Genomic DNA, 22,956 nt, shown 5'->3' with positions numbered 1-22,956 from the left:
AGCGGCTTCGCGGCTAAAGTACGCCGCTGATTTGCGGCATTTTTCCGTCCGCGGCCGATCGCCCTCGCGATGTCGACTGCCATCGGTTTTCCGTTGGCCTCGCGCATGTAGTCGTCAGTCATCTCATCGAGGACAGTGATGGCCGAATTGCGAGGCAGGCGTCGCAATTCCATGGATCGTTCGGGCACCTCTGACGTTATGCTGTCACCGAGGCGGGTGATTTTCATCAGGGAAGGAGCAAGGCGATGAAAAAAATGCTTCTCGCAGGGATCGTTGCCCTGTCGGCGTCAACATCGCTGGCGCAGACGAGCACTGCCCCCGAGCCTACGGCTCCAGCGGCTGCGCCGCCTGCTGCCCAGCAGCCAGGCGGGCCTGCCAATCTCTGCCAGGAGCTCCTCGCCTTCCTGAAGGCGCCTGCCGAAGCGGCTACCCCGACCGCGGCTGCCTCGGCTCAGCAGTCTGGCACATCTTCTACCAGCGCAGCCGCGCCCGCCAAGCCCGAGACCGGGACGGGCTCGGCGCAGAAAATTACCGGGCAGGCTGGGGTTGCCAGCGATGCTCCACAACCGAACAAAGAGAAGGTGGCCAGCGGATCGGCGACGAACGCGCCCCAGAAGGAAAGCAGGGCCGCGCCGGTGCCCCCCTCCGATACGTCAAGCACTCCCAAGGATTCCGTGATCAATGCCGCGAAAGCGGAGGAACTGGCCGCCGCCAATGACATTGCACAATGCCAGAAGACCGCGCGACAAATGCGAGTGGCCGGCATCGCCATGCCGCCGCCGTTGCTTGCGCTGGCGGCACTCGACCTGCAGCATCAGCAAAAGTCCGGTGCCCTTCAGCCGCCCGGATCTGGCACTCCATCCGTGACGGGGCAGGATCCGGCGCCGCAGGCGCCGCCGCCGCAATGAGAGCATGACTGGGACTTTGAGCAGGTAAAAGGAGAAGGCGGGATGGGTATGATCTTGACCGGAATTGTCGTTTCGATCGCAATTGCGTTCGGGGCCGGCTATTTTCTTCTGAGCGCGCAGCAGCAACAGCCAGCATGGCAGGTCTACAGCAGCGAGAGCACTCGCGTCGGCGATCCGGGGCACAATCTGGTCGGTCAAAACTGGACGGGCGAGCCGGGCGACAACTCTACCGCAGCCGCGGAGGGCGAGGAGACACCTTCCTAAGACCTATGGTCGCTGACGTGGATTTCGAGGCCCGCGCAATGAAAGCCTGCGAGCACGCCAAAAAATGTCCGGACCTGGCCCGGGCATTTCGATTCCGCGCAGAAGCCGCTATTCAGCGGGTTCGGCCGCCGAGCGCGGCGGTATCGCACCTTTCGCCTCCTGGCTTTCGACCCAAAGCCTATGGTGCTCCTTCGCCCAGTTGATATCGACGGTGCCCGAACCCATTGCTTCATAAGCGCCTTCCATGCCGAGCGTGCCGATATAGATGTGAGCGATAATCACGGCGATCAGGATGACGCCGACAGTCGCGTGAACATATTGGGCCGTCTGCATGCCGTTTATGTCGGTGAATGCGAACGGGAACAGCATGAATATGCCGGATACCGAAAGCGCAATTCCGCCGAGCACGACGGCCCAGAAGATGAGCTTCTGGCCGGTGTTGAAACGTCCGGCCGGCGGATGCGTCCTGTTGGTCTTGTCGAAAAAGCCGCCACCGACCTTGAGCCAATGCGCGTCATGGCGATCGGGAAGGTTATCCCAGACCCATGTCACCAGCATGATCAATATGCCGAGCATGAATGCCCAGGAGACAAAGTCGTGGGCGTATTTCGCCCAGATCGACCAGGTTGAAAAAGCATCGGCCCCGATCAGCGGCATCAGCAGACGCTTGCCGAAGATAAAGTTCAAGCCGGTGATGGCTAGGATGATGAACGCCGTGGCAGTCATCCAGTGGGTCAGCCGCTCCAGAGCACCGAAGCGCAAAATCCTTACGCTCGATTCGGGCGCCAGTGTACGGATGCGGCCCCTGTAGAGATAGAACAGCGCCAGCAGCAGCAAAATTCCTGTTATCGCGATGCCGCCGATCCACGGCAGCCAGCCCTCGTGGAAGCCGCGGTAATCGCGGCCTTGCGGTTGCTCGAGCAAGCCGGCGGCCGTATTGGGCAGGGTGACGCGCCCCTCGATCTTCCGCAGCTCATCAAGAAGCTGCTGTTCGTTCACCGCCTGAGCGGTCGGGTTGCTCCCGGATGGGGCTTGCGCGTACACGGGCGCCGCGACCAGCAGCGTGAGCGTCATGAACGCCGCGATAGCCTGCGGAATCAGTCGACCAAGCCTGTTGTCCGGCATTTCTCCGTCCTCTCTGCTAGCTCCGTTGCGCGCGAGACGAGCCCGACTGCCTCCTACACGTCGATTGTTTCCCGATAGGCCGTCTGCCAGCCCCAGGCTCCCGAACCATAGCCACGCTGCGTCACACGCTCCTTGTAGATCGCCGCGATGATCTCCCCGTCGCCGGCCAGGAGCGACTTGGTTGAACACATTTCGGCGCAAAGCGGCAGCTTGCCTTCAGCCAGCCGGTTGGCCCCGTATTTGGCATATTCGATTTCGGTGGAATCACCTTCCGGGCCCGCGGCGCAGAAGGTGCATTTGTCCATCTTGCCGCGCGAACCGAAGTTGCCCACACGGGGATATTGCGGGGCGCCGAACGGGCAGGCGTAGAAGCAATAGCCGCACCCGATGCACAGGTCCTTGGAGTGGAGCACCACGGCGTCGGCCGTGGTGTAGAAGCAGTCGACCGGACAGACCGCCGCGCAAGGCGCGTCGGTGCAATGCATGCACGCCATCGAGACGGAGCGTTCGCCGGGCTTGCCGTCATTGATGGTGACGACGCGGCGCCGGTTGATGCCCCATGGCACATCGTGCTCGTTCTTGCAGGCGGTGACGCAGGCATTGCACTCGATGCAACGATCAGCGTCGCAAAGGAATTTCATCCTGGCCATTTCTGTTCCTCCCGTTCACGCCGCAACGATTTGGCAAAGCGTGCACTTCGGCTCCTGCATGCCCGTCACCGGGTCGTAGCCGTAGGTGGTGATGCTGTTGACGCTCTCTCCCAGAACATATGGATCGGAGCCCTGCGGATAGTGGGCCCGCAGATCCTTGCCCTGGAACCAGCCGCCGAAGTGGAAGGGCATGAACGCGACGCCGCGGCCGACGCGCTCCGTGACCAGCGCCTTCACCCGCGCCTTCGCGTTGTTCTCCGCACCATTGACCCAAACCCAGGTCCCATCGCCGATGCCGCGTTCGGACGCGTCGGCCGGGTTGATCTCGACGAACATCTCCTGCTGCAACTCGGCCAGCCATCTGTTCGACCGCGTTTCCTCGCCGCCGCCCTCATATTCGACGAGCCGGCCGCTGGTCAGGATCAGCGGGAACGTCTTGGCGATGCCCTTTTCCACCGCCGCCTGCTGCACGCTGAAGCCTATGTTCGGCAACCGGAACTGCGTGGCGTCGGGATAGGTCGGATATTTTGCGACCAGATCCACCCTCGGCGAATAGATCGGCTCGCGATGGGTGGGCACCGGGTCGGGCAGGTTCCACGCTACTGCGCGCGCCTTGCCGTTGCCGTAGGGATGGCAGCCATGGCTGAGCACGACGCGCTGGATCCCGCCTGACAGATCCGTCGACCACGAGACCTTGTTGATGTCGTCGCCGATCTTTTCGATCACGGCGCGTTCTTGCGCCGTCAGATCCTTGTCCCAGCCGAGTTTCTTGAGCACGGCCATGGTGAACTCCGGATAGCCGTCGGTGAGTTCCGAGCCTTGCGTGTAGGAGCCTTCCGCCAATAGGGTCTGGCCGTTTCGTTCGACGCCGAAGCGGGCGCGGAACGGGCTGCCGCCGTCCATAACATGCAGGCCGGTGCTGTAAAGATTGGCCGTACCCGGGTGGCGGATCTCAGGCTTGCCCCAACATGGCCAAGGCAGGCCGTAATAGTCGCCGCCGACCTCGGGATCGTCCTTGGGAGCCCGCATCGTCACCAGGTCGAACTTGTGCTGGTTCTTCATATGCGCCTTGAGCCGCTCCGGCGACTGACCGCAATAGCCCGTCGACCAGCTGCCGCGGTTCATCTCGCGCAGCACGTCCTCCGGCACCGGACGGTCGCCCTCGACGGCTATCTTCTTGAACATCTTGTCGGCAAGCCCGAGCTTCTTCGACAACAGATAGATGACCTGGTAGTCGTCCTTCTGCTCGAAGCTCGGCTTCACGATCTGCTCACCCCACTGGATGGCCCGATTTGAGGCGACGCGCGAGCCTGACGTCTCGAATTGCGTGCAGACCGGCAACAGATAAGTGTTGTCCTTTCGCCCCGCCTCCACCGCCAGCGATGCCCAGGTGGTGGGATGGGGATCGGCGACGACAAGCAGCTCCAGGCCTGTCAGGCCTTTCATCGAATCCGGGATACGGGTGATACTGTTGCTGGCGTGGCCCTGAATGAACATGGCGCGCATGCTGTCGCGCTGCGCTATCTTGTCCTTGGGCAGCGAGACGGAATCGAACCACCTTGTCAGCGGTATGCCCGGGGTTTCCATGGCATCCTTCGAGTCGAACTGGCTCAGCAGGTCCTCGTAGGGGATCTCCCAAACGCGCGACCAGTGCTTCCAGGCGCTTTCCGTCAGCCCGTAATAGAAGGGCAGGGTGACCACATCGAGCCCGATGTCCGTCGCGCCCTGGACGTTGTCATGGCCGCGGAAGATGTTCGCGCCCGTGCCCGGCTTGCCGACATTGCCGGTGGCGAGACACAGTATGCAACTTGCGCGTGTATTAGCGGTACCAACCGTGTGGTGTGTCTGGCCCATGCACCAGATCATCGTCGACGGCTTCTGCGTGGCGAACATCTCGGCGACACGCTTCACCTGATCGCCAGGCACGCCGGTGATCTGCTCAACCTCCTCCGGCGTGTATTTCGCGACTTCCTTGCGGACCTCATCCATCCCGTAGACGCGCTGCGCGATGAATTCCTTGTCCTCCCAGCCGTTCTCGAAGATGTGCCATAGCATGCCCCACAACAGCGCTATGTCAGTGCCGGACCGGAATCGGACGTACTCCGTCGCATGGGCGGCGGTGCGCGTGAAACGGGGATCGATGACGATCAGATTGGCCTGGTTGAGTTCCTTGCCTTCCAGCAGATGCTGCATCGCTATCGGATGCGCTTCAGCTGGGTTGCCGCCCATGATGATCATGGTCTTCGAATTGCGGATATCGTTGAAGGAGTTCGTCATCGCGCCGTAGCCCCAGGTGTTGGCTACGCCGGCGACGGTCGTCGAATGACAGATGCGGGCCTGGTGGTCCTGATTGTTTGTTCCCCACAGCGCCGCGAGCTTGCGGAAGAGATAGGTTCCTTCGTTGGAAAACTTGGCCGACCCCATCCAGTAGACGGATTCCGGGCCGGACTTTTCACGGATCTCAAGCAGTTTGTCGCCAATCCCATTGATTGCGTCGTCCCAGGAGACACGCTCCCACTGCCCTGCGGTGAGCTTCATCGGGTATTTCAGCCGGCGGTCGCTGTGCACGAGTTCGCGCACGCTTGCGCCCTTGGCGCAATGGGAGCCGCGGTTGATCGGGCTGTCCCACGAAGGCTCCTGACCGGTCCAAACTCCGTTCTGGACTTCGGCGGTAACGGTGCAGCCGACCGCGCAATGGGTGCAGACGCTTTTCTTCAGTTCTATAGGCACGCCTGGCTGCGGCGGACTTATGGCCGCCGCCTTCTGAACGGTGCCGAGATGGAACGACCCGAGTGCAGCCATTCCGCCGGCCGCGAGACCGGAGCGGCGAAGGAAGGTTCGCCGGTCGATGGGAGCGGAGGCGACCGTGCCCATCAATGTGTGCAATCTTGTGCGGCTCGCCTGACCGCTCTTGCGCTTGGTCAGCATGGCGCCCTCATTTCTTCAACGTCTCATAACCGTTCACACGGTAAAATGCCTTGACGTGCTCGGTCTCGCGGTAGCGAGCCCTCGTCTCCTCCTCACCGGGATCGTAAGCTTGCGCTTCTCCTGGAGTGAGCGTCACGGCGGCGGCGGCCACGGCGGTAGTGGATGCGCCGCCGAAGGCGCGAAGGAAATTGCGGCGGTTCATTGCCGTCTGTTGCTTTTCCTGCATCTGCCTTCCTCCCTATGCGTCGACGCGATCAGGTCACGAGCTTGGTCGCGCCTCCATGGCAAAGCCTTCGGCTTCAATGTCGATGAAAATCCGCCCCAACGCGCCGACTGCCCGGTAAAACCTGGCCGGGGCCGCGTTTTCCAGATCGGCCAAGAAACGGCTCGCCCACGGCGCGATGTGACGTTCAAAGAAGTCCCGCTCCTCGCCGGCGGGAACCACGAAATGGGTGGCGGCAAAGCCGCTCATGATCTCGAACAGCGTGCCGAGATGATCTTCCGGGTCAAAATGACCGTCCGCGCGTTCAAGGCCGAGGCGCCTCATGTCCCCGCGCAGGCGGGCAAGCGGCCGTTCGTTGAGAAAGCCGGTCAGGTAGTAGGAGGCGTAGGGAACGAGTTCGCCGCGCCCGACCCCGATGAAGAGCTCGAAATACTCGCGACTGACGGCAACCGGAGAGGCCGAAGAAGCGGCCTGGCCGAGTGCGGCATGAGCCTTGCCGAGCGGGGTCTCGGCGTCGCCTCGCAACCCGGAAAGCCGCGCCATGAGGTTTGCATCCGGAGCGGCCAGGAGAAGCGTGGCGAGCAGCGCGTACTCATCCGCGCGTGCGCTGTTCACGTCGTTGACGTCAGCATCTTCTACGCCGGGAACCAGAGCGTCAGCTCCGCACGACGTGCCGATTGCCTCCTCCAGGCGCAAGTCTGGGTTCATCTACTGACCTCGACCGTGCCCCTCAACGAGTGGGTAAGTGAATACTAGTGCCCCGCCCGGCAATTGCAACAGCGACTGTGCCAAAATGGCAACAAATCCAGATCAGCGCGGCATGGCGCCGCCATGGCGTCGCTGGTGATCGATCGGCGATGATTCCGCGGCGCCGGCGCCTTCGTCGCGATCGATAGCGGTCCCGGCGCCGTCGGCCGAAGGAGATTCGGGGTTTGCCGGTTCGATCGAACTGTCCGGCGTGACAGAATCCGACCCATCGGCTGAGGCGTTCACGCCCTCGTCCGCCAAAACGGCGCTGGTCGCTGGCGCCGTCTCCGGCGCCTGCGAAGCCATGGCGGCGGGTGCCGGATCGGTCGGGTTGCCGCCGTTCGACAGGAAATCCACGACAGCTTCGCTGGATGCTTTCAAGGGGCCGAATCCCGCCATGGATCCAGGGCTGTTGAAGTCCCAGGCATATTCGGAAGGCCCGATATGATCACGAATTGCCGGATCGAGCGACCACATCTTGCGCAATGCGGCGCGCTTCAACATTTTGGGCACGCCTTTGCGCAGGAAGGCTGAGAGATCGCTTTGAGCGGTCAGATCCTCGAGGCGAGGGAGGGGCTCGGCGGGCTCGGCGGCCTCCGGCTCGACAATTGCTGGTGCAAGCTGCTCACCAGTATCGGCTGGCGCCGCAACTTCGTCAGGCGAAAGCTGATCGTTCTGCGGCCCCGCAGTCGAACTGTAACGCGCCGCCTGTTTCAGGCGCGACCAGCGGGCGAAGACATTGTCGCGTCCCGCGCTCATTCGGCATCATCCGTCGTTCCGGAACGAGGACCGCGCCTCGCCAGGGCATCAGGGTCCGCCCGATCGCGCTGGCGCTTGATGAAAGGACGCTCGACGTGATGCGTCTCGACAAAGGCGGCCAGCCATTGCTGAAGCTCGATCGGCATCGGCACGGCCTCGATGATGTCGGGGCCAGCCTCGGTCAGCGACTCGCCCTCGAAAGGGTCAGCGGTCACCAGGTGCAGCACAACTCCGGGTGGAGCATCGCTCGACCGGAGCGCGATCCACAGGCTAGGCCGCCCCGAACGGAGGTTGTCCCGGTACATGCCCGTGTCGCACCCGAAGAGCTCAAGCTTGAAAGTTCCGGCATAGAAGCGCGTCACGCCGTCTGATTTGTGCAGCACCGACCATGGCGCCGCGCTCGGCGCGCCCGCCAGCACGGCCACGGGAACCCAGACATGGTCGATCCACGGGTTGTCCAGAGCCCGTCGCTCGACGATCACCCCGACTTCCGCCGTCTCCCGCACCATGGCACCAATCCTCCTAGTTCACCGTCCCTGGGGCGCGAAACGGCAGGCCTGCGACAAGGTTCTGCGGCTTCATGCGGATCGTTCGGTCAGGGGTCATGGCAATTATGAGCCAGACGGGCCTGGCGCCCACCTGCGGCAGTACTTCGCCTGTGTCGGAGAAGGTGAGCCGGAACAGTGCAATCACGCGCTGTGCAGCCTCCGGGTCAAGTTCATCGCCGGCCCAGAGCGTGTTGCCGATGCGGGTCGCTTCGGCGTCGAGGCCGACGAACCAGGCCCAGTCCTCATCCTCGATCCGCTCCACCGGCTCGATCTCCACGTCCACCGCAACAAGATGGCGAATCCAGATCTCCATTGCGGTGGCAAGGCCGCGCCGGGCCGGACTGCGTGCGCTGCCGAGTTTAAGCACCATATCGAAAGCGTCGCTCCTGGCGAAGTAACTCTCGGAATTGTGCTCGTCGAGTATCTCCAGCTCCGTGACAGCTGGGCCACCAAGCATGCCGAGGAGCGGCGAGGCATGGCGGTTCTGTTCATGCAGCTCTATGGTTTCGGCATCGGCGAGAAGCACGGCGCCCTCGTTAGACGTCACCCGTTGTGGCCGATAAAACAGCTCAGCGGCTCGCACGACGCAGGCGTCGTGCTGACCATCCAGCGCATTGCGCAGGACGACCTGCGCAAGCTGGTTCATGAACAGCGGCGGGATATTTTCGGCCGAGCCGCGCGCCAGCGCGAGATATGCGGCCTCGAGCGAGGGAGCGGCCAGCACATGGTCGCGAAAGGCAATCATGAACTCCCAGTTCTCGCGCGCATCCGGGTCCTCCAAGGCGGCGATCTCCTGCTTTGCGACCGGCCGGCGCGGATGATGCATCAAAAGTTCGTGATGCAGGCGCAACTCCGCCGGGCAGGCCGTTTCGGGAGGGAGAAGCTCTGGCCGCGCAAAATATGCCTTCAGAAAGGAGTCGGTCACGAGCAGGCGCCCGGCCTCATCCCTGTCGAGAAGGTGATGACCTGAGGAAACCCAGAAATCCTTCACTTCTGCCTCCCGGCCAACGCAAGGAGATCGAACTTTTCCGTCGACGCGTCCTCGCCCTCGATTTCGACAAAGCGGAATGCCGTTGCCGGCTCCAGCCGGCTCGCCTTGCGATGCAGGGTGCGGAAACACTCGCGGGTGCCGGCCTGTTCGCTGGTGCGGTTGACCCCAATCAGCGTGTTTAGCGGGTGGTCGCACAGCGATTGCGCGAATTCTATCTCCTCTTCGGCGGCGGCGCGCGCCGTTTCGATGTCCGGCGCACCGCATCGCACCACAAGCTGCTCGGCCAGCCGATCGACGGCCGCCGCGCGATCATTCGCGGACGCGTCCGTGACCACGACGAGGGTGGACCAGCCGAAACTGTCAATGCCGAGGAACCCGGCGCGGAACGCCTGCCGTTCCTTGCCGGAAAGCCTGGCCACATCGGCGCCGAAGAACAGGAAGGTGCCGGTCACCGCCCATTCGCCCGGTTCTGCAGCGCGCGAATAGACAAACGTATCCGATGGATCGAGGCGGATCGTTCGCGGCAGCTTCAAAGCCATGGCGTGCCCGTCATCGGATCGAGCCAGGAGGGCCTGGCAAGCGCCTCGGGCAGGCTTCTTCGCTCGCGAAGCCCGTGAGAGGTCGTGTCGGAAATCAGCAGATCGCCGTTGCCGGCAAGCTCTGCATGCTCGTCGCCCTTTCGGGGCAGCCGGTCAAGCCAGCGGCTGGCGATCGAACCGAAGCCGCTGTCGCTCCATTCGTGGAATGCGGCCATCAGATGGCGGGAGAAGCTCGCAACGATCTCACCGGCATCGAGCGCAACGAAGCCGAGTTCGTCAAGCGCGCCAAGCAGCGGCCGCAGACCGGGCTCGCCGGCGCGGATGACGGCGGTGCGGATCATGCCGGAGAAGACGATCCAGTCGGGGATTTCGTTCTCCCGTGCCCCTTCCGGCCAGCCCAGGCGGGCGCCGCCGACGAGAACCCCGTCGACACGAACAGTGTCGGGCCAGTCGAAGGTGATGGGCCGCGACGGCGGAGCATGGACCGCAAGCGCATCGGCAAGTGCGTTCATGCCGGCATAGATCGCGCGACGCGCATCCTCCAGCGGCTCTTCAGGCTCAAGCACCACTGCGAATTCGGCCAGATCGTAGCGGCGCACCCAGGCAAGCGTGCCTGCGCCTTCGTCTGCCGCAATCGCGCAGGCGTGCGCAAAGGCGTCACCGGCCTCTCTCAGCGGCACGAGGCTGTAAGGCGGTGGCAGTTGGAGGTCGCTGACAGAGGGCCGCATAGGCCGATCCATATTTTGATGACGGCGACTGTAATGTCTTTATAATACTTCCAGACAAGAGGCGCTACCGCGTGGGCAAGGAAGATGCCACGGGAGTCGGAATGAGCCTGGACAAACCACGCACGGTCCTGGTCTGCTCGTGCGAGCGGAGCATGCCACGCTTCGGCGCCAGCGTCGCCCGCGGATGCAAGGGCGCACGGGTCGAGGCGGGGGACCAGTTCTGCGGCGCGGAACTCGACCGGGTGCGCAGCGCCCTGAGCGGCGGCGAAGCAGTCACCATCAGCTGCACGCAACAGGCGCCGCTTTTCGGCGACCTCGCCGAGGAACTCGGTTTCGCAGGCGATCTGGTTTTCGCAAACATTCGCGAGACGGGCGGCTGGTCGCAGGATGCTGCTGCTGCCGGCCCGAAAGCGGCGGCTCTGCTCGCCATGGCGGCCGAACCCGCTTCGCCACCCGCGCTCGTTACGCTTTCGAGCAATGGTGTCGTCCTGGTCTATGGCTGCGACGCGACGGCGATCGACGCGGGCCGGCAACTCGCCGAAAAGCTGGATGTCACTGTGTTGCTTAGCCGTCCGCGCGATATCGCGCCGCACCGGGTCTGGGATTTTCCCGTCATGCAGGGAACGATCCGGCAAGCGCGCGGCCATCTTGGCGCCTTCGAATTGACAGTCGACGATTTCGCGGCGCCCAATCCATCTTCGCGCGATCGGCTTGGCTTTGGGATATCGCGGGATGGAGCGGTCTCGAACGCCGACATCATCCTTGATCTCTCCGGCGGGGCTCCGCTTTTCCCTGCTCATGAATTGCGCGACGGCTACGTGAAGGCCGATCCCGGCGATCGCGCCTCCGTCGCCGTTGCGATCGCAACGGCAGCCGATTTGGTTGGCGAGTTCGACAAGCCGCGCTTCATCGATTTCTCCTCCGATCTGTGCGCCCATTCGAGATCGCGCATCACCGGCTGCACACGGTGCCTCGACCTGTGCCCGACTGGGGCGATAACGCCCGCCGGGAACCACGTCGCGATCGATGCGGAAGTATGCGCCGGCTGCGGCAGCTGCGCGGCGGCATGTCCCACGGGCGCTGCCGCCTACGCCGTGCCGGATGCCGCAACGCTGCTTCGGCGGCTGCGGACGCTTCTTGTCACCTATCGTGAGGCGGGCGGCCTGGATGCGATTGTGCTATTCCATGATCTCGGCCATGGCGAGCCGCTGATCGACGCACTTGCCCGCTTCGGCGCGGGTCTGCCCGCAAATGTCCTGCCGGTCGCGGTGAACGAGATTACCCAGTTAGGGGTCGAGGCATGGACCGCGCCGGTCGCCTGGGGCGCTTGCGCCGTAAGGGCGCTGTCGTCGGCCAAGCCAAGGCATGAGCTTACCGGAATTGCCGCAAACATCGCAATCGCCAATCTTTTGAGCCGGTCTCTCGGTTATGGCGCGGAGGTCTGCGGATTGATCGAAGTGGACGATCCCGACATACTCGCCTCGGCGCTCGACCTGATTACTCCAGATGTTGCGTCGCGGCGCCCGGCGGCATTCCTGCCGCTCGGCAAGAAGCGCAGCCTGCTGACGAGCACCATGCTCGAGCTCCATCGAGCCGCGCCGACGCCGGTCGACCGGGTGGCGTTGCCTGCTGCAGCTCCGTTCGGCGGCCTGGACGTCAATGTCGACGGCTGTACGCTCTGCCTCTCTTGTGTCTCGGCCTGTCCAACCGGGGCGCTTTCCGACAGCGAGCAGCAGCCGGCCCTGTATTTTTCCGAGAGCGCCTGCGTGCAGTGCGGCCTTTGCGCCGCGACCTGCCCGGAGAAGGTCATCACCTTGACGCCGCAGGTGGATTTCCAGGCATGGGGTGCTCGCAGCCGGGTCGTGAAGCAAGAGGAGCCGTACAACTGCATCCGCTGCGCAAAGCCGTTCGGCACAAGGAGCACCGTCGAGCGGATCGTCGCCAAGCTCGAAGGCAAACACTGGATGTTTGCAGGCGAGAACGCACGGCGGCTCGACCTTGTACGGATGTGCGACAATTGCCGCGTCGATGCGGCCATGAATGAGGGCTTCGATCCTTATGCCGGCCCTGGTCGTTCGCCGCCGCGAACCACTGAAGACTATCTGCGGGAGCGCAAGGCCTCGAGCGACAAGGCGGTCTGAGCCCTCGGTCTGATCGCCCTCAAAAATGCGTTTCCCGGCGATCGGGGCGGTGAGCCGGCTACGACGGTGACCAAAAGGGGTTACACGATCAACACGCAAATAAACGGTTTCAGCAATCAAATCTTAGGCATAGCGTGACATGCTTGCCGCTCGGCTGACCACCGGGTGGCTCGAATGGACGTATGGCAAAGGGGGGCCTCAGGGCTCGTCGATTGGTAGATCGAACGCACCTTGACATGCAGGACGATCCTGCCGTCACGGCGGAAGTTGAGCGACTTCTGGCGCAGCGCACGCGCGACATCCGGCTCAAAGGCGAGATCAAGCGCCTGTTTCAGGCACGTGTCTGGTCGCAAACGGCCAAGATCATCCGCGCCTGGATGACATGGGTGGCGTTCCTGGATGTGCTGACGCTGGCGCTCAACCTGGTGATGCTTCCAAGGTCGATCGCGCTATCCATGCTCTTGCCTGGCGCCATCATCCCTCCCGTCGCTGCAGCCGTGGTCCTTGTCTGGCGAAAACGGCGCCCGTCCTGGGTCCAGGGGGTTCCCTGATCACAGGCATGTTCCTCATCCTGTTGTCGATCGTATTGGTCGGCGCAAGCGCCGGCGGCGAGTTCTACGAACGGCACTTGAACATCATGCTGTTCGTAGCGATTACCGCCATCATCATCTTCGGCGTCCCTCAGGCATGGACCGTGACGGTCGCGGCTTTGGCTCTCGGTCTCTATCTCGTCTTCCAGGTGCAGAACCCGGGCCTTGAGATTGGCAATGCGGTGGCTGCCACGTTGTTTTTCGCCAGCGGCATTCTCGCTACGGTCGCCGCGCGGCGTACGATGACAATTCTGGCTCAGAAGACTTTTCTGTTCGAGCTTCGAGACCGACACAGGGTTGCCGAACTGGCAGAAGCGAACGATCGGCTGGAGCTTCTGGCGAGAACCGATCCGCTGACCGGCGTCGACAATCGGCGCCGGATGACGGAAACGCTCGACCACGTCTGGGGCGGTGGCGGCAAATGCCCCGGCGGCGCCGCCATGCTGATGTGCGACATCGACGACTTCAAGAAGCTCAACGATCGTCTCGGTCATGCCGAGGGCGATCGTTGCCTCATCGAGGTCGCCCGCTTGATCCGGGAGAACGTGAGGCGCGATCGCGATCATGTTGCGCGCTATGGCGGTGAGGAATTTCTCGTGCTGCTTCCAAGTGTGAACGAGCAGGAGGCCGCCATTGTAGCCGAGCGAATTCGCGAGTGTGTGGAAGCTGCTCGTCTTCCTAATCCTGGATCCCGCGTGTCCCGCTATATCACCCTCAGCATCGGCGTGGCGGTCCAGGCGCCGGACCAGGCCATTTCGCCGGAGCAGCTCCAGCGCCAGGCCGATGAAGCACTCTATGTTGCCAAGCAGACTGGCCGCAATCGGGCGGTGTTCCACAGGCTGAAGTCATCGAGCCTTTTGGGCGCTCGGTCGATGCGGTGATGTCGAAGTTCAGTCGGTGCGTGTCTCGGCCTGAAGAAAGCGGATCAGGGCTGCCCGATCCTCGGCATTGCTGATCGTCTGTTCAGGCATCTTGGTGCCGGGGGTGTAGGCGTTCGGACCCAGCTCGAACAGCTCTGACACGGTTTCCGGTGTCCAGACGATGTCCATTTTCCGGAAAGCGGGCGAATAATGGTAACCCGGCACGGACGCTATCTTGCGCCCGAAAATGCCATGCAGCGTCGGCCCGGCTCGATGGCCATCGTTCGGGTCGAGCGTATGGCAGGCAACGCAGGCGCGAAATACTTCTGCGTCCGGATTGCCTGCGTATCTGGCCATCGGATCGGTCCTGCCTGCTGTAGCGGCTCCAAGGCGCTCGCCGGTCTCGACGTTCCATTCCCGCACCAGATGGTCGGCGCCGCCAGCCAGAAGCGTCTTGCCGCCAGCCGCGAACGCAAGCGACCATACCGCCACGCCGGAGGTGTCGAGCGTGCGGATGGTGGAGAGGCTGATGGCGTCCAGCAACAGGATTCCATCACCGATGCCGGCGACGGCGAGATAGTTCGCGTCTGCGGTGGCGGCGAGAGCAATCACCGGTTTGCCCAAGACCGGAACTTCCAGCTGCACTTTGCCGCGCCGGTCGAGCAGCCGCAGCTGCCCGTCAGCACCTGCGACGAACAGGCGGTCGCCGGACGCTCTTGCTAGGGCGTTGAGCGGCGTCGGCATGATGGCCCGAAGCGGAGCCGCCCCAGCCTGGCTCGGCCAAAAGATGACTGTCGCGTCATAGCCGGCGCTGACGAGGGTTGCGTCCGCCAGGAAGGCGAGCGCATTGACGTTTGCACGATGGCCTTCGAGGACGCGCGCTGGCCCACCGGCAAGCGGCCAGAGCCGGACGGTGGTGTCCCAGGACGCCGAAGCCAGCATCGATCCGTCGGGTGACAGTTCGAGGTCGGCGACAGGCCCGGTGTGGCCCTCCAGGATGCGGGCCGGCTCGCCTCGACCGATTTGCCAGATCGCGATGCGACCATCCGTACCGGCGCTGGCAAAGCGCCCGTTCGGCAATGCAGCGACGGCAGTTACCTCACCTTCATGAAAGAGCAGCACGTCGCGTGCTTCGCCGGTCTCAAGCGACCAGATGATTGCCTTGGTATCAAAACTGCCGGTTGCCACCGTCTTTCCGTCCAGCGCCACGGAAATCGCCCGCACCGGACCGCCATGCCCGCGCAGTTCCGCACCATGTGCCGTCGCGCCGGCGAGGAAAACAGCAGCGAGCAAAGCTGTTGCGAGCGTCTTATGCATTGCGCATCATACGTTTCCGTGTTCCGCTGGCGGGCAGCGTCTTTGCCGGGGAACAGCATGCGATCGCGACCCGACCAGCCGCACAGTCCAAGCTATTAGAGGCAATCCTATGACTCAAAACATGGAAACCGATGCCTTCAACGTGTCGATGCGCAAGTTCCTGAAGCAGGTCGGCGTCACCTCGCAGCAGGCGATCGAAAAGGCCGTGGCGGATGCGGGACTGCAAGGGCAGGGGCGCCTGACCGTGAGGGCCGTGATCACGGCCGAACGCGCGGGTCTGCACCACGTCGTCGAAGGCGACATCGACCTTGGCTGAACAGGTTCGGCGGTGCGCCCGGCGCTCCATCGACACCCCACATCAATGGAAGAATCGGACCTGCCCGGCCGGGTCGGTGTCATAGCCCGTAAGTTCTGCGGCGCGCTGGGTGAAGCTGTCCTCGGCCATGAGGCGGATCAGCGCCTGGATCGAAGGCTGGAAATAGGTTCGCTGCCGCATCAGCAGATCGAAATTCTCCCACGCCAATGACACGAATTTGAGGCCGGCGGCGCGCGCGGCGGCGCGTGTGGCAATGCCGCAATCGGCCCTGCCGGTCCGGATCGCGGCAGCGAGTTCCGGCCCTGTCAGGCATGGCGGCTCGAGCCGGTTCAACCGCCTCTGGCTGGCGCCGGCGCGGGCGACCAGGACATCCAGCAGCATTTGGGCTCCGGCCCCGACCTGGCGCATCGCGATCTTGGCGCCGCTTTCTAGGACATCGGCCAGGCTGTTGAGCGATCGGGGGTTGCCCGGCGGCAGCAGCAGCCCTTGTTCGCGCCGCGTGAAACCGATCAGCACCGCATCGTGCAGCCGCGGCATGGCGCGCGCGGCCTCCACATTGGGGTCGGCGGCATCACCGTGGAAATGGATCGCCGCAGCGGCAATCTCGCCACGCAAAAGACGCGCAACGCCGCCTGCCGTCCCCTCGGTAAGCGAGGCAAGGCCGGAGCCCGCCTGACGAAGGCTCCATTCCAGCAGGTCGTCCTGGCTGCCGCCGACTATGGGCGGCGGCTCGGGCGCAATCATCCCGTCGGGACGCGCCAATCCCGACAGAACCCACCGGTCGAGCTCGTTACGCGGAAACAGCCATTTGCCCGTCACTTTGCTGCACGGGATGCTGTTTTTGGCGACCAATTCGTAAAGCTTGCGTTCGCCAAGGCGCAAATAGTCTGCGGCTTCCACAGTCGTCAGCAAATCCATCCTGCAACCTTATGCATATTCCTGCGCAAGTTCAATTGTTTGACGAATACGGAGTAAATGCAGCAGAAATAGCAGGGAAGGACGCAGCGCAGGCGAATGGGAATGTCAGAAGGCCTAGATGCATGGCAGCTTATAGCGAGCGGCGACGCGACGCTGATCTCGATAGTGCGGCTTTCGCTGACCATTACCCTGGCCGCCGTTGCAGTTGCGGCCGTCGTGGGACTGCCGCTCGGGGCGTTGCTGGCACTGACCCGTTTTCCGGGACGTTCCGCGCTCGTCGTGCTTGTCAACGGCTTCATGGGCCTGCCGCCCGTAGTCGTCGGCCTGACCGTTTACCTGCTGTTGTCGCGATCAGGGCCGCTCGGCGCGTTCGGCCTGCTGTTCACACCGGCCGCCATGGTCATCGCGCAGGCGCTTCTCGTCCTGCCGATTATCGCGGCTCTGACGCGCCAGACCATCGAGGATTTGTGGCGCGAATATCGCGACGAACTGACGGCGATGGGCGTCGGCCCGACAGGCCGGGTGGCGACGCTCTTGTGGGACAGCCGTTTCAGCCTGATCACCGCAATGCTCGCCGGCTTCGGCCGGGCGGCCGCCGAAGTCGGCACGGTCATGATCGTCGGCGGCAATATCGAGGGCTTTACCCGAACCATGACCACCACGATCGCGCTCGAAACATCAAAGGGAGACCTGCCGCTCGCGATCGGGCTCGGCGTCATCCTGATCGGCCTCATTCTTGCCATCAATGCCGCTGCCTGGGGCCTGCGATTGTGGTCGGAGCAACGGGTGGCTTGATGATGCGGGCCGCGCTGACCGACCTTCCTCTCGTTCTGGACCGGGTCTCGCTCAGCGCCGGCGCCACGACCATGCTCGACCGCCTGAACCTGGCGATTGCTCCCGGTGCGCCGACACTGGTGCTCGGTCCCAATGGCGCGGGCAAGACGTCACTGCTTCGGGTTTGCATGGGACTTGCCGCGCCTTCCGCAGGAACTGTGAGCTGGGGTGGGCGCACCGATCGCGGCCTCGGCCGCCGGGCAATGCTGCTCCAGAAACCGGTGATGCTGCGCCGCTCCGTCGCCGCCAACGTGGCTTACGGACTGGCGCAAGCTGGCTGTCCGCGCCATCGTCGCGCGACACGCACCGAGGAACTTCTCGATTGTGTGGGCCTTCTGGGCCTGGCGGCGCGACCTGCGCGGCGCTTGTCCGGCGGCGAGCAACAGCGCGTGGCGCTTGCCCGCGCACTGGCGCGCGAACCCGAGGTCTTGCTGCTCGATGAGCCCACCGCCAGCCTTGATCCCGCTGCAACCCGCCATGTCGAGGAGATCATCCTCATGGCCGCCCAATCGGGCACCAAGATCGTCATGGCTTCGCACGATCTCGGTCAGGTGCGACGGCTCGCGGGAGATGTCGTCTTCCTCGTTCGCGGCCGACTGTGCGAGCACGCCAGCGCCGGTGATTTTTTCGATCGCCCCGCATCCGCAGAAGCTGCAGCCTTTATCCATGGGGAACTCGTTCTTTGACTGCGGAAATGGAGCTTCCAGTGCTGAACCGTCGGCAGTTTACCGCAATTGCGGTCATTTTGACCTTCCTCGCCTCCAGCGGCGCATCGGCCAGCGCACAGGAACAGTCGATCGTGGTGGCCTCGACGACGTCGACGCGGGATGCCGGCCTTTTCGACCACATACTGCCGTTGTTCACCACGAGGACCGGTATCGAGGTGAGGGTGGTCGCGCAGGGAACCGGCCAGGCGCTCGACGCCGGCCGCCGGGGAGACGCAGACGTGGTCTTCGTCCATGCCAGGGCGCAGGAGGAGAAATTCGTCCAGCAAGGTTTTGGCGTGAGACGCTTCGATGCGATGTACAATGATTTCGTCCTGATTGGGCCCAGAAGCGACCCGGCCGGCATCAAGGGTTCGCCGGATATCGCAGTCGCCTTGACATCGATCCAGAGCAAAAAAGCTGTTTTTGTTTCCCGCGGCGACAAATCCGGAACCCACTTTGCTGAACTCGGACTCTGGAAGGCGGCAGGTGTCGATATCGCGGCGGTGGGGGACCCCTGGTACAAGGAGATAGGGCAGGGCATGGGCGCTGCGCTCAACACAGCCAGCGCCATGGATGCCTATGTGCTTTCCGATCGCGCCACATGGCTGGCGTTCAAGAACCGCGGCGAACTGGAGATCGTGGTCGAAGGCGACAAAAGGCTGTTCAACCAGTATGGCGTCATCCTGGTGAACCCCGCGAGGCATCCGAACGTCAAGGCCGAACCCGGCCAACGCTTCATAGATTGGCTGATCTCGCCGGAAGGACAGCAGGCGATCGGCGAGTACACCATTGACGGCCAGCAACTCTTCTTCCCGAACGCTGAGCAGCAGCGCTCCTGAAGTCGGTTGCAAAGCGGTTCGCATCTGCCCCATCATCGGACATGATGAGAATGCAGCCTTCCATCGGCGCGCTGACCGGTCTCGAAGCGGCTCTCGCCGCACTCCTCGACGGAGTGGAGCCGGTCGCGCCCACTCTTTTGCCGCTTGACCAGACGCTTGGGAAGATCGGCGCCGCCATGCCGCCCCTGGCACGCGCGCAGCCGGTCCGCGACATGGCAAAGACAGATGGCTGGGCGTGCCGCGCGCTCGATCTTGCCGGTGCGTCGGCCTATTCGCCGCTGCCGCTGATGGCATTTCCGGTCTGGATAGAAGCAGGCGGCGCCATGCCGGAGGGATGCGATTGCGTTCTCGAGGCCGATCTCATCGATTGCAGCGGCCCGATGCCCCAGGCGCTCGATGAAGCGGCTCCGGGCCAGGGCGTGCGACGCGCTGGCGAGGACATGGCGGCGGGCCGACCGCTGATCATTGCTGGGCACAGGCTGTCGGCCGCGGACCTCCTGACCGTGCGAAGTGCAGGGATTGGTGAAATTGCGGTGCGGATGCCGCAGGTGCGCCTGATCGATGTCGCCGCCCCAACGAGCGATACTTTCACGGGCCATCTTGTCGCCGACCTCGCAAGAGCTTCTGGCGCGACGGTGTTCGATATCGAAACGGTTTCGCGCGACGCCAGATCCGTCGCCCAGGCGCTTGGCAATGCAGCCGGCGATCTGATCATCCTGATTGGAGGCACTGGTGCGGGGCGCGCCGACGCTACAGCCGACGCGCTTGCCGCGCGTGGGGCGCTCATCGCCCACAACATAGCGCTACAGCCCGGCCGAACCGCGGCGATCGGACGGCTCGATGCGGTCCCGATCATTGCTCTGCCCGGCGCGCCCGATCAGGCTCTTGCCGCCTTTCTGGCGCTGGTTCAGCCGGCTATCGATCGCCTGACGGACAGGAGCGCCCGGCGACAGACGGTCCTGGCGCTGGAGCGGAAAATCTCGTCCACGGTCGGACTGGCCGAGATCGTCCTGCTGAACCAGCAACAAGACAGATGGCGGCCGCTTGCGATAGGAGATTTTTCGCTGGAGGCGATCCGCCTGGCGGATGCATGGCTTGCCATTCCAGGGGGCAGTGAGGGTTGGGCCGCGGGAACACCTGTCGGCGCCTTTGTGTTCGACGATCCCAGATGAGTCGGTGATGACCAGATCCACCCGCCCAGATACCGGCCAGGAGCATACCGGCCAGGAGCAGTTCCTGACGGTCCTGTCGCGCGACGAGGCGCTCGCCCGTTTCGAGGCGGTGCTATTTCCCAGGACGACCCCGACCGAAGAACTGATGCTGGCGGATGCGCTTGGGCTGCCGCTTGCCGATGATGTCACGGCTCCGATCGACGTGCCGCCCTTCGACCGTTCGAACGTCGATGGTTTTGCCGTGCGCGCCGCCGACATCGCCACCGCGTCGGAGGCGCTTCCTGCCAGGCTCCTGCTCAACCGCGAAACCATCGCCTGCGGTGTCGCCCCGCAAATCCCTGTGCTCGCAGGCACCGCCACCTCGATCGCGACGGGCGGGCCGGTGCCGCGCGGCGCCGATGCCATCGTCATGGTGGAGCACACACACCCAGCCGAAGGCGATGCCATCGAGGTCAGGCGCGGAGCCTCGCCCGGCCAGTTCATCTCGCATGCCGGATCCGACATTGCCCGCGGTGAGGTTCTGCTGCGCGCCGGAACGGTGATCGGCTCGCGTGAAATCGGCATGCTTGCCGCCTGTGGAATTGCGCTGGTGACGGTGGCGCGCAAGCTGCGGGTGGCGGTTGTGTCGACCGGCGACGAACTTGTCCAACCAGGCGACACCCTGCGACCCGCCGGCATTTACGACGCCAATGGCGCAATCGTCAGCGCCGCGATAACCGAAAATGGCGGCCAGGCGAGCTTTCTCGGCGCCTATCCGGATGACGAAGCCACACTCGAAGCCGCCATGCGCGAGGCGCTGGCGGCGCATGACGTGCTGATACTGTCGGGTGGGACGTCCAAGGGCGCGGGTGATGTCAGCCACCGCATCGTGAACCGTCTCGGCGCGCCCGGCATCGTTGCCCATGGCGTGGCGCTGAAGCCGGGAAAGCCGCTTTGCCTCGCCGTCTGCGACGGCAAGCCGGTCGTCGTGCTGCCGGGATTCCCGACTTCGGCCATGTTCACCTTCCACGACATGATCGTACCCGTGCTGCGCCGCATGGCGGGCCTGCCGCCTCGGACCGAAGCGAAGGTCGCGGCAAAGGTCCCACTGCGCATTCAGTCCGAACTCGGCCGCACGGAGTTCGTGATGGTATCGCTGGTCGAGGGTGAGCAGGGGCTGGTCGCCTATCCCACCGGCAAGGGCTCGGGGGCGATAACGTCCTTTGCCCAGGCCGACGGCTTCATCAGCATCGAAGCTCTAGCCGACAATATGCCTGCCGGAAGCGAGGCGTCGGTGACGCTGTTCACCCCGCACGTCCGTGTTCCCGATCTCGTGGTGATCGGCAGCAACTGCACCGGCCTCGATCTTGTCGTGGGCATTCTGTTTCGCGCCGGCCTGACGGTGCGGTCCATCGCGGTCGGCAGCCTGGGCGGCCTGGCCGCGGCGAGGCGAGGCGAGTGCGATATCGCGCCCATCCACCTCTTCGATGCCAAGACGCAAAGCTACAATGCGCCGTTCCTGAGCGAAGGCCTCGAACTCGTGCAGGGATGGCGACGCATGCAGGGCATCGTCTACCGCCCGGGCGACGTGCGCTTCCAGGGGACCGACCCGGAGGAGGCGGTGCGAGCCGCAGTCGCCGATCCCAATTGCATGATGGTCAACCGCAACCAGGGCTCGGGTACGCGCATCCTGATCGACCAACTGCTTGGCCCGGCGCGTCCCGACGGATATTGGAACCAGCCCCGCTCGCACAATGCCGTCGCGGCGGCAGTCGCACAGAACCGAGCAGACTGGGGCGTCACCATTGCGCCGGTGGCGCGCTCAGCCGGGCTCGGTTTCATTGCGCTGAAGGAAGAGCATTATGATTTCGCGCTGGTCTCTGCCCGCAAACAGCGACCCGCGGTGCAGGCCTTCCTTGCCGCGCTCGCTTCGCCTGAATTCAACGAGGCGGTCGAGCGCATGGGTTTTACCCGACCTGGCCAAGTGTGAGATATCCGGGTTAAGGGTCGGCAAGGTGCCCAACCAGCCGTTCGGCCTCGGCAAAATCTTCGACCGTGTTGACATTGAAGAAGGGATCCACCGGCTTGTCCGGCCAGGACTGGGTTGCAACCTTGTAGCGAGCCGTCCACAGGTCGATCTTGCGAACGCCCTCTTGGACCAGTGCATGGCGTAGCGCATCTCGCATCGCCACTTGCCACAGCCCGATGACAGGATGCGTCCGACCCGCTGACATCGCCACCGCCAGATCCGCAGCTTTCGCCATGCGCGCCCGATGCAGCCGTTCGACGAGGTCGCGCGGCAAGAAAGGACAGTCCGCTGCGACGCTGACGATCCATTCGACATCGGGCCTGTTCGCCGCGGTCCAGTCGAGGCCCGCAAGCACGCCGGCAAGCGGGCCCGGATAATTCTCGACCGGGTCGGCGACGACTGGTAGGCGAAAGCGGTCGAAGCGGGCAGGGTCGCCATTGGCGTTCAGCAACAGCCCGTCGCATTGCGGGCTGAGGCGCTCGAGGACATGCTCGAGGATGGTGAGTCCGTCGATCCGACGCATCGATTTGTCGCCACCGCCCATGCGCCGGGCGAGCCCGCCGGCGAGAACGACGCCCAGGGTCGGCACCTTCTCATTCGCCATCGTCGGCTCCCTTGCGTCTGTGACGCGGTGCTTCCTCGTCGACGGAAGCGAGGTCCTGGTCGAAGACGATGCGGTCCGCGCCCGATAGCACGGCGAACCGCTTGCCGCGCGCCCGACCGACCAGCGGGGGGGCGGCCGGCCGCGCCCGCGCGACTCCCCCCGCGGGGGGACCCCCCCGCCCGACGAGGAGCGGGGGGGCCCCAAGAACCCGCGTGAGGGGCGATTGACGCCGCAGCCCGC

General features: G+C 64.0%; 22 protein-coding genes and 2 pseudogenes. 10 read left to right on the top strand and 14 right to left on the bottom strand.

What is annotated here, in order from left to right; genetic code table 11:
- The first annotated feature begins 254 nt into the window (after window positions 1-254).
- Both AC0L2A_RS19890 and AC0L2A_RS19885 read left to right on the top strand, forming a co-directional pair.
- On the top strand, window positions 255-908 hold the full coding sequence (locus AC0L2A_RS19890; protein ID WP_473610234.1) for a hypothetical protein: 654 nt from the start codon (window positions 255-257) through the stop codon (window positions 906-908).
- Window positions 909-956: 48 nt separating this feature from the next.
- Entirely contained in the window at window positions 957-1,172 is a 216-nt protein-coding gene (locus tag AC0L2A_RS19885; RefSeq protein WP_287180486.1) for a hypothetical protein, read from the top strand.
- A 108-nt stretch (window positions 1,173-1,280) separates the two neighbouring features.
- Here AC0L2A_RS19885 and AC0L2A_RS19880 read toward each other — a convergent pair whose 3' ends face one another.
- From AC0L2A_RS19880 to AC0L2A_RS19835, 10 genes are all read right to left on the bottom strand, one after another.
- The gene (locus AC0L2A_RS19880; protein ID WP_473610233.1) at window positions 1,281-2,297 is read right to left on the bottom strand and encodes a formate dehydrogenase subunit gamma; all 1,017 of its coding nucleotides are present in this window, start codon (window positions 2,295-2,297) and stop codon (window positions 1,281-1,283) included.
- Window positions 2,298-2,350: 53 nt separating this feature from the next.
- Window positions 2,351-2,947: a formate dehydrogenase FDH3 subunit beta gene (gene fdh3B, locus AC0L2A_RS19875; RefSeq protein ID WP_027151217.1), complete on the bottom strand. Its 597-nt coding sequence runs from the start codon at window positions 2,945-2,947 to the stop codon at window positions 2,351-2,353.
- Between the two features lie 15 nt (window positions 2,948-2,962).
- Window positions 2,963-5,875, bottom strand: coding sequence for a formate dehydrogenase subunit alpha (locus AC0L2A_RS19870; protein WP_473610231.1), 2,913 nt, complete (start codon window positions 5,873-5,875; stop codon window positions 2,963-2,965).
- A gap of 7 nt (window positions 5,876-5,882) precedes the next feature.
- On the bottom strand, window positions 5,883-6,101 hold the full coding sequence (locus tag AC0L2A_RS19865) for a formate dehydrogenase (protein WP_029350210.1): 219 nt from the start codon (window positions 6,099-6,101) through the stop codon (window positions 5,883-5,885).
- 33 nt (window positions 6,102-6,134) lie between these two features.
- Window positions 6,135-6,794: a TorD/DmsD family molecular chaperone gene (locus tag AC0L2A_RS19860; protein ID WP_473610230.1), complete on the bottom strand. Its 660-nt coding sequence runs from the start codon at window positions 6,792-6,794 to the stop codon at window positions 6,135-6,137.
- A 114-nt stretch (window positions 6,795-6,908) separates the two neighbouring features.
- Window positions 6,909-7,604 (bottom strand): DUF3306 domain-containing protein, encoded by a 696-nt coding sequence (locus AC0L2A_RS19855; RefSeq protein WP_473610229.1) that lies wholly within the window; start codon window positions 7,602-7,604, stop codon window positions 6,909-6,911.
- Window positions 7,601-8,113 carry a DUF3305 domain-containing protein gene (locus AC0L2A_RS19850; protein WP_473610227.1) on the bottom strand — a complete coding sequence of 171 codons (513 nt, stop codon included), beginning with the start codon at window positions 8,111-8,113 and terminating at the stop codon, window positions 7,601-7,603. Before AC0L2A_RS19850 ends, AC0L2A_RS19855 begins: the two co-directional genes overlap by 4 nt.
- Before the next feature lie 13 nt (window positions 8,114-8,126).
- The gene (locus tag AC0L2A_RS19845; RefSeq protein WP_473610226.1) at window positions 8,127-9,143 is read right to left on the bottom strand and encodes a DUF6352 family protein; all 1,017 of its coding nucleotides are present in this window, start codon (window positions 9,141-9,143) and stop codon (window positions 8,127-8,129) included.
- Entirely contained in the window at window positions 9,140-9,682 is a 543-nt protein-coding gene (locus AC0L2A_RS19840; protein ID WP_473610224.1) for a DUF6505 family protein, read from the bottom strand. Before AC0L2A_RS19840 ends, AC0L2A_RS19845 begins: the two co-directional genes overlap by 4 nt.
- Window positions 9,673-10,410 (bottom strand): biotin/lipoate--protein ligase family protein, encoded by a 738-nt coding sequence (locus tag AC0L2A_RS19835; RefSeq protein ID WP_473610223.1) that lies wholly within the window; start codon window positions 10,408-10,410, stop codon window positions 9,673-9,675. The genes AC0L2A_RS19840 and AC0L2A_RS19835 overlap by 10 nt, the downstream gene beginning before the upstream one ends.
- A 101-nt stretch (window positions 10,411-10,511) precedes the next feature.
- Between AC0L2A_RS19835 and AC0L2A_RS19830 the strand changes: the two genes are divergently transcribed.
- Both AC0L2A_RS19830 and AC0L2A_RS19825 read left to right on the top strand, forming a co-directional pair.
- Window positions 10,512-12,551 (top strand): 4Fe-4S binding protein, encoded by a 2,040-nt coding sequence (locus tag AC0L2A_RS19830; protein ID WP_473610221.1) that lies wholly within the window; start codon window positions 10,512-10,514, stop codon window positions 12,549-12,551.
- Window positions 12,552-12,787: 236 nt separating this feature from the next.
- A pseudogene (locus AC0L2A_RS19825) lies at window positions 12,788-14,022 on the top strand (GGDEF domain-containing protein).
- Window positions 14,023-14,031: 9 nt separating this feature from the next.
- On the opposite strand, the gene AC0L2A_RS19820 reads toward AC0L2A_RS19825, so the two are convergent.
- Complete coding sequence (locus AC0L2A_RS19820; protein WP_473610220.1) at window positions 14,032-15,318, bottom strand: hypothetical protein; 1,287 nt, start codon at window positions 15,316-15,318, stop codon at window positions 14,032-14,034.
- Between the two features lie 109 nt (window positions 15,319-15,427).
- On the opposite strand from AC0L2A_RS19820, the gene AC0L2A_RS19815 reads away from it, so the two are divergent.
- The gene (locus AC0L2A_RS19815) at window positions 15,428-15,634 is read left to right on the top strand and encodes a DUF6494 family protein (RefSeq protein WP_473610218.1); all 207 of its coding nucleotides are present in this window, start codon (window positions 15,428-15,430) and stop codon (window positions 15,632-15,634) included.
- A gap of 42 nt (window positions 15,635-15,676) precedes the next feature.
- Here AC0L2A_RS19815 and AC0L2A_RS19810 read toward each other — a convergent pair whose 3' ends face one another.
- Window positions 15,677-16,552, bottom strand: coding sequence for a substrate-binding domain-containing protein (locus AC0L2A_RS19810; RefSeq protein WP_473610217.1), 876 nt, complete (start codon window positions 16,550-16,552; stop codon window positions 15,677-15,679).
- A gap of 102 nt (window positions 16,553-16,654) precedes the next feature.
- On the opposite strand from AC0L2A_RS19810, the gene AC0L2A_RS19805 reads away from it, so the two are divergent.
- From AC0L2A_RS19805 to AC0L2A_RS19785, 5 genes are read left to right on the top strand one after another with little or no spacing between them, the layout of a single operon-like run.
- A complete protein-coding gene (locus tag AC0L2A_RS19805; RefSeq protein WP_473610216.1) occupies window positions 16,655-17,347 on the top strand; it encodes an ABC transporter permease in 693 nt (230 codons plus the stop codon).
- A gap of 2 nt (window positions 17,348-17,349) precedes the next feature.
- On the top strand, window positions 17,350-18,072 hold the full coding sequence (locus AC0L2A_RS19800) for an ATP-binding cassette domain-containing protein (RefSeq protein WP_473610300.1): 723 nt from the start codon (window positions 17,350-17,352) through the stop codon (window positions 18,070-18,072).
- 47 nt (window positions 18,073-18,119) lie between these two features.
- A complete protein-coding gene (locus AC0L2A_RS19795) occupies window positions 18,120-18,932 on the top strand; it encodes an ABC transporter substrate-binding protein (RefSeq protein ID WP_473610299.1) in 813 nt (270 codons plus the stop codon).
- Window positions 18,933-18,982: 50 nt separating this feature from the next.
- Window positions 18,983-20,104 (top strand): molybdopterin-binding protein, encoded by a 1,122-nt coding sequence (locus tag AC0L2A_RS19790; RefSeq protein WP_473610215.1) that lies wholly within the window; start codon window positions 18,983-18,985, stop codon window positions 20,102-20,104.
- Window positions 20,105-20,111: 7 nt separating this feature from the next.
- Window positions 20,112-22,073, top strand: a complete 1,962-nt coding sequence (locus AC0L2A_RS19785) for a molybdopterin biosynthesis protein (RefSeq protein WP_473610213.1) — start codon at window positions 20,112-20,114, stop codon at window positions 22,071-22,073.
- Window positions 22,074-22,083: 10 nt separating this feature from the next.
- Here the strand turns inward: AC0L2A_RS19785 and mobA are convergent, their stop codons facing one another.
- Window positions 22,084-22,716 (bottom strand): molybdenum cofactor guanylyltransferase MobA, encoded by a 633-nt coding sequence (gene mobA / locus AC0L2A_RS19780; RefSeq protein ID WP_473610212.1) that lies wholly within the window; start codon window positions 22,714-22,716, stop codon window positions 22,084-22,086.
- Window positions 22,706-22,956, bottom strand: a pseudogene (locus tag AC0L2A_RS19775) (hypothetical protein); the annotation flags it as partial. The pseudogene AC0L2A_RS19775 and the gene mobA, both read right to left, overlap by 11 nt.

The organism is Mesorhizobium sp. WSM4844, assembly GCF_055811775.1.
This window is presented reverse-complemented; position numbering and strand designations above follow the sequence as displayed.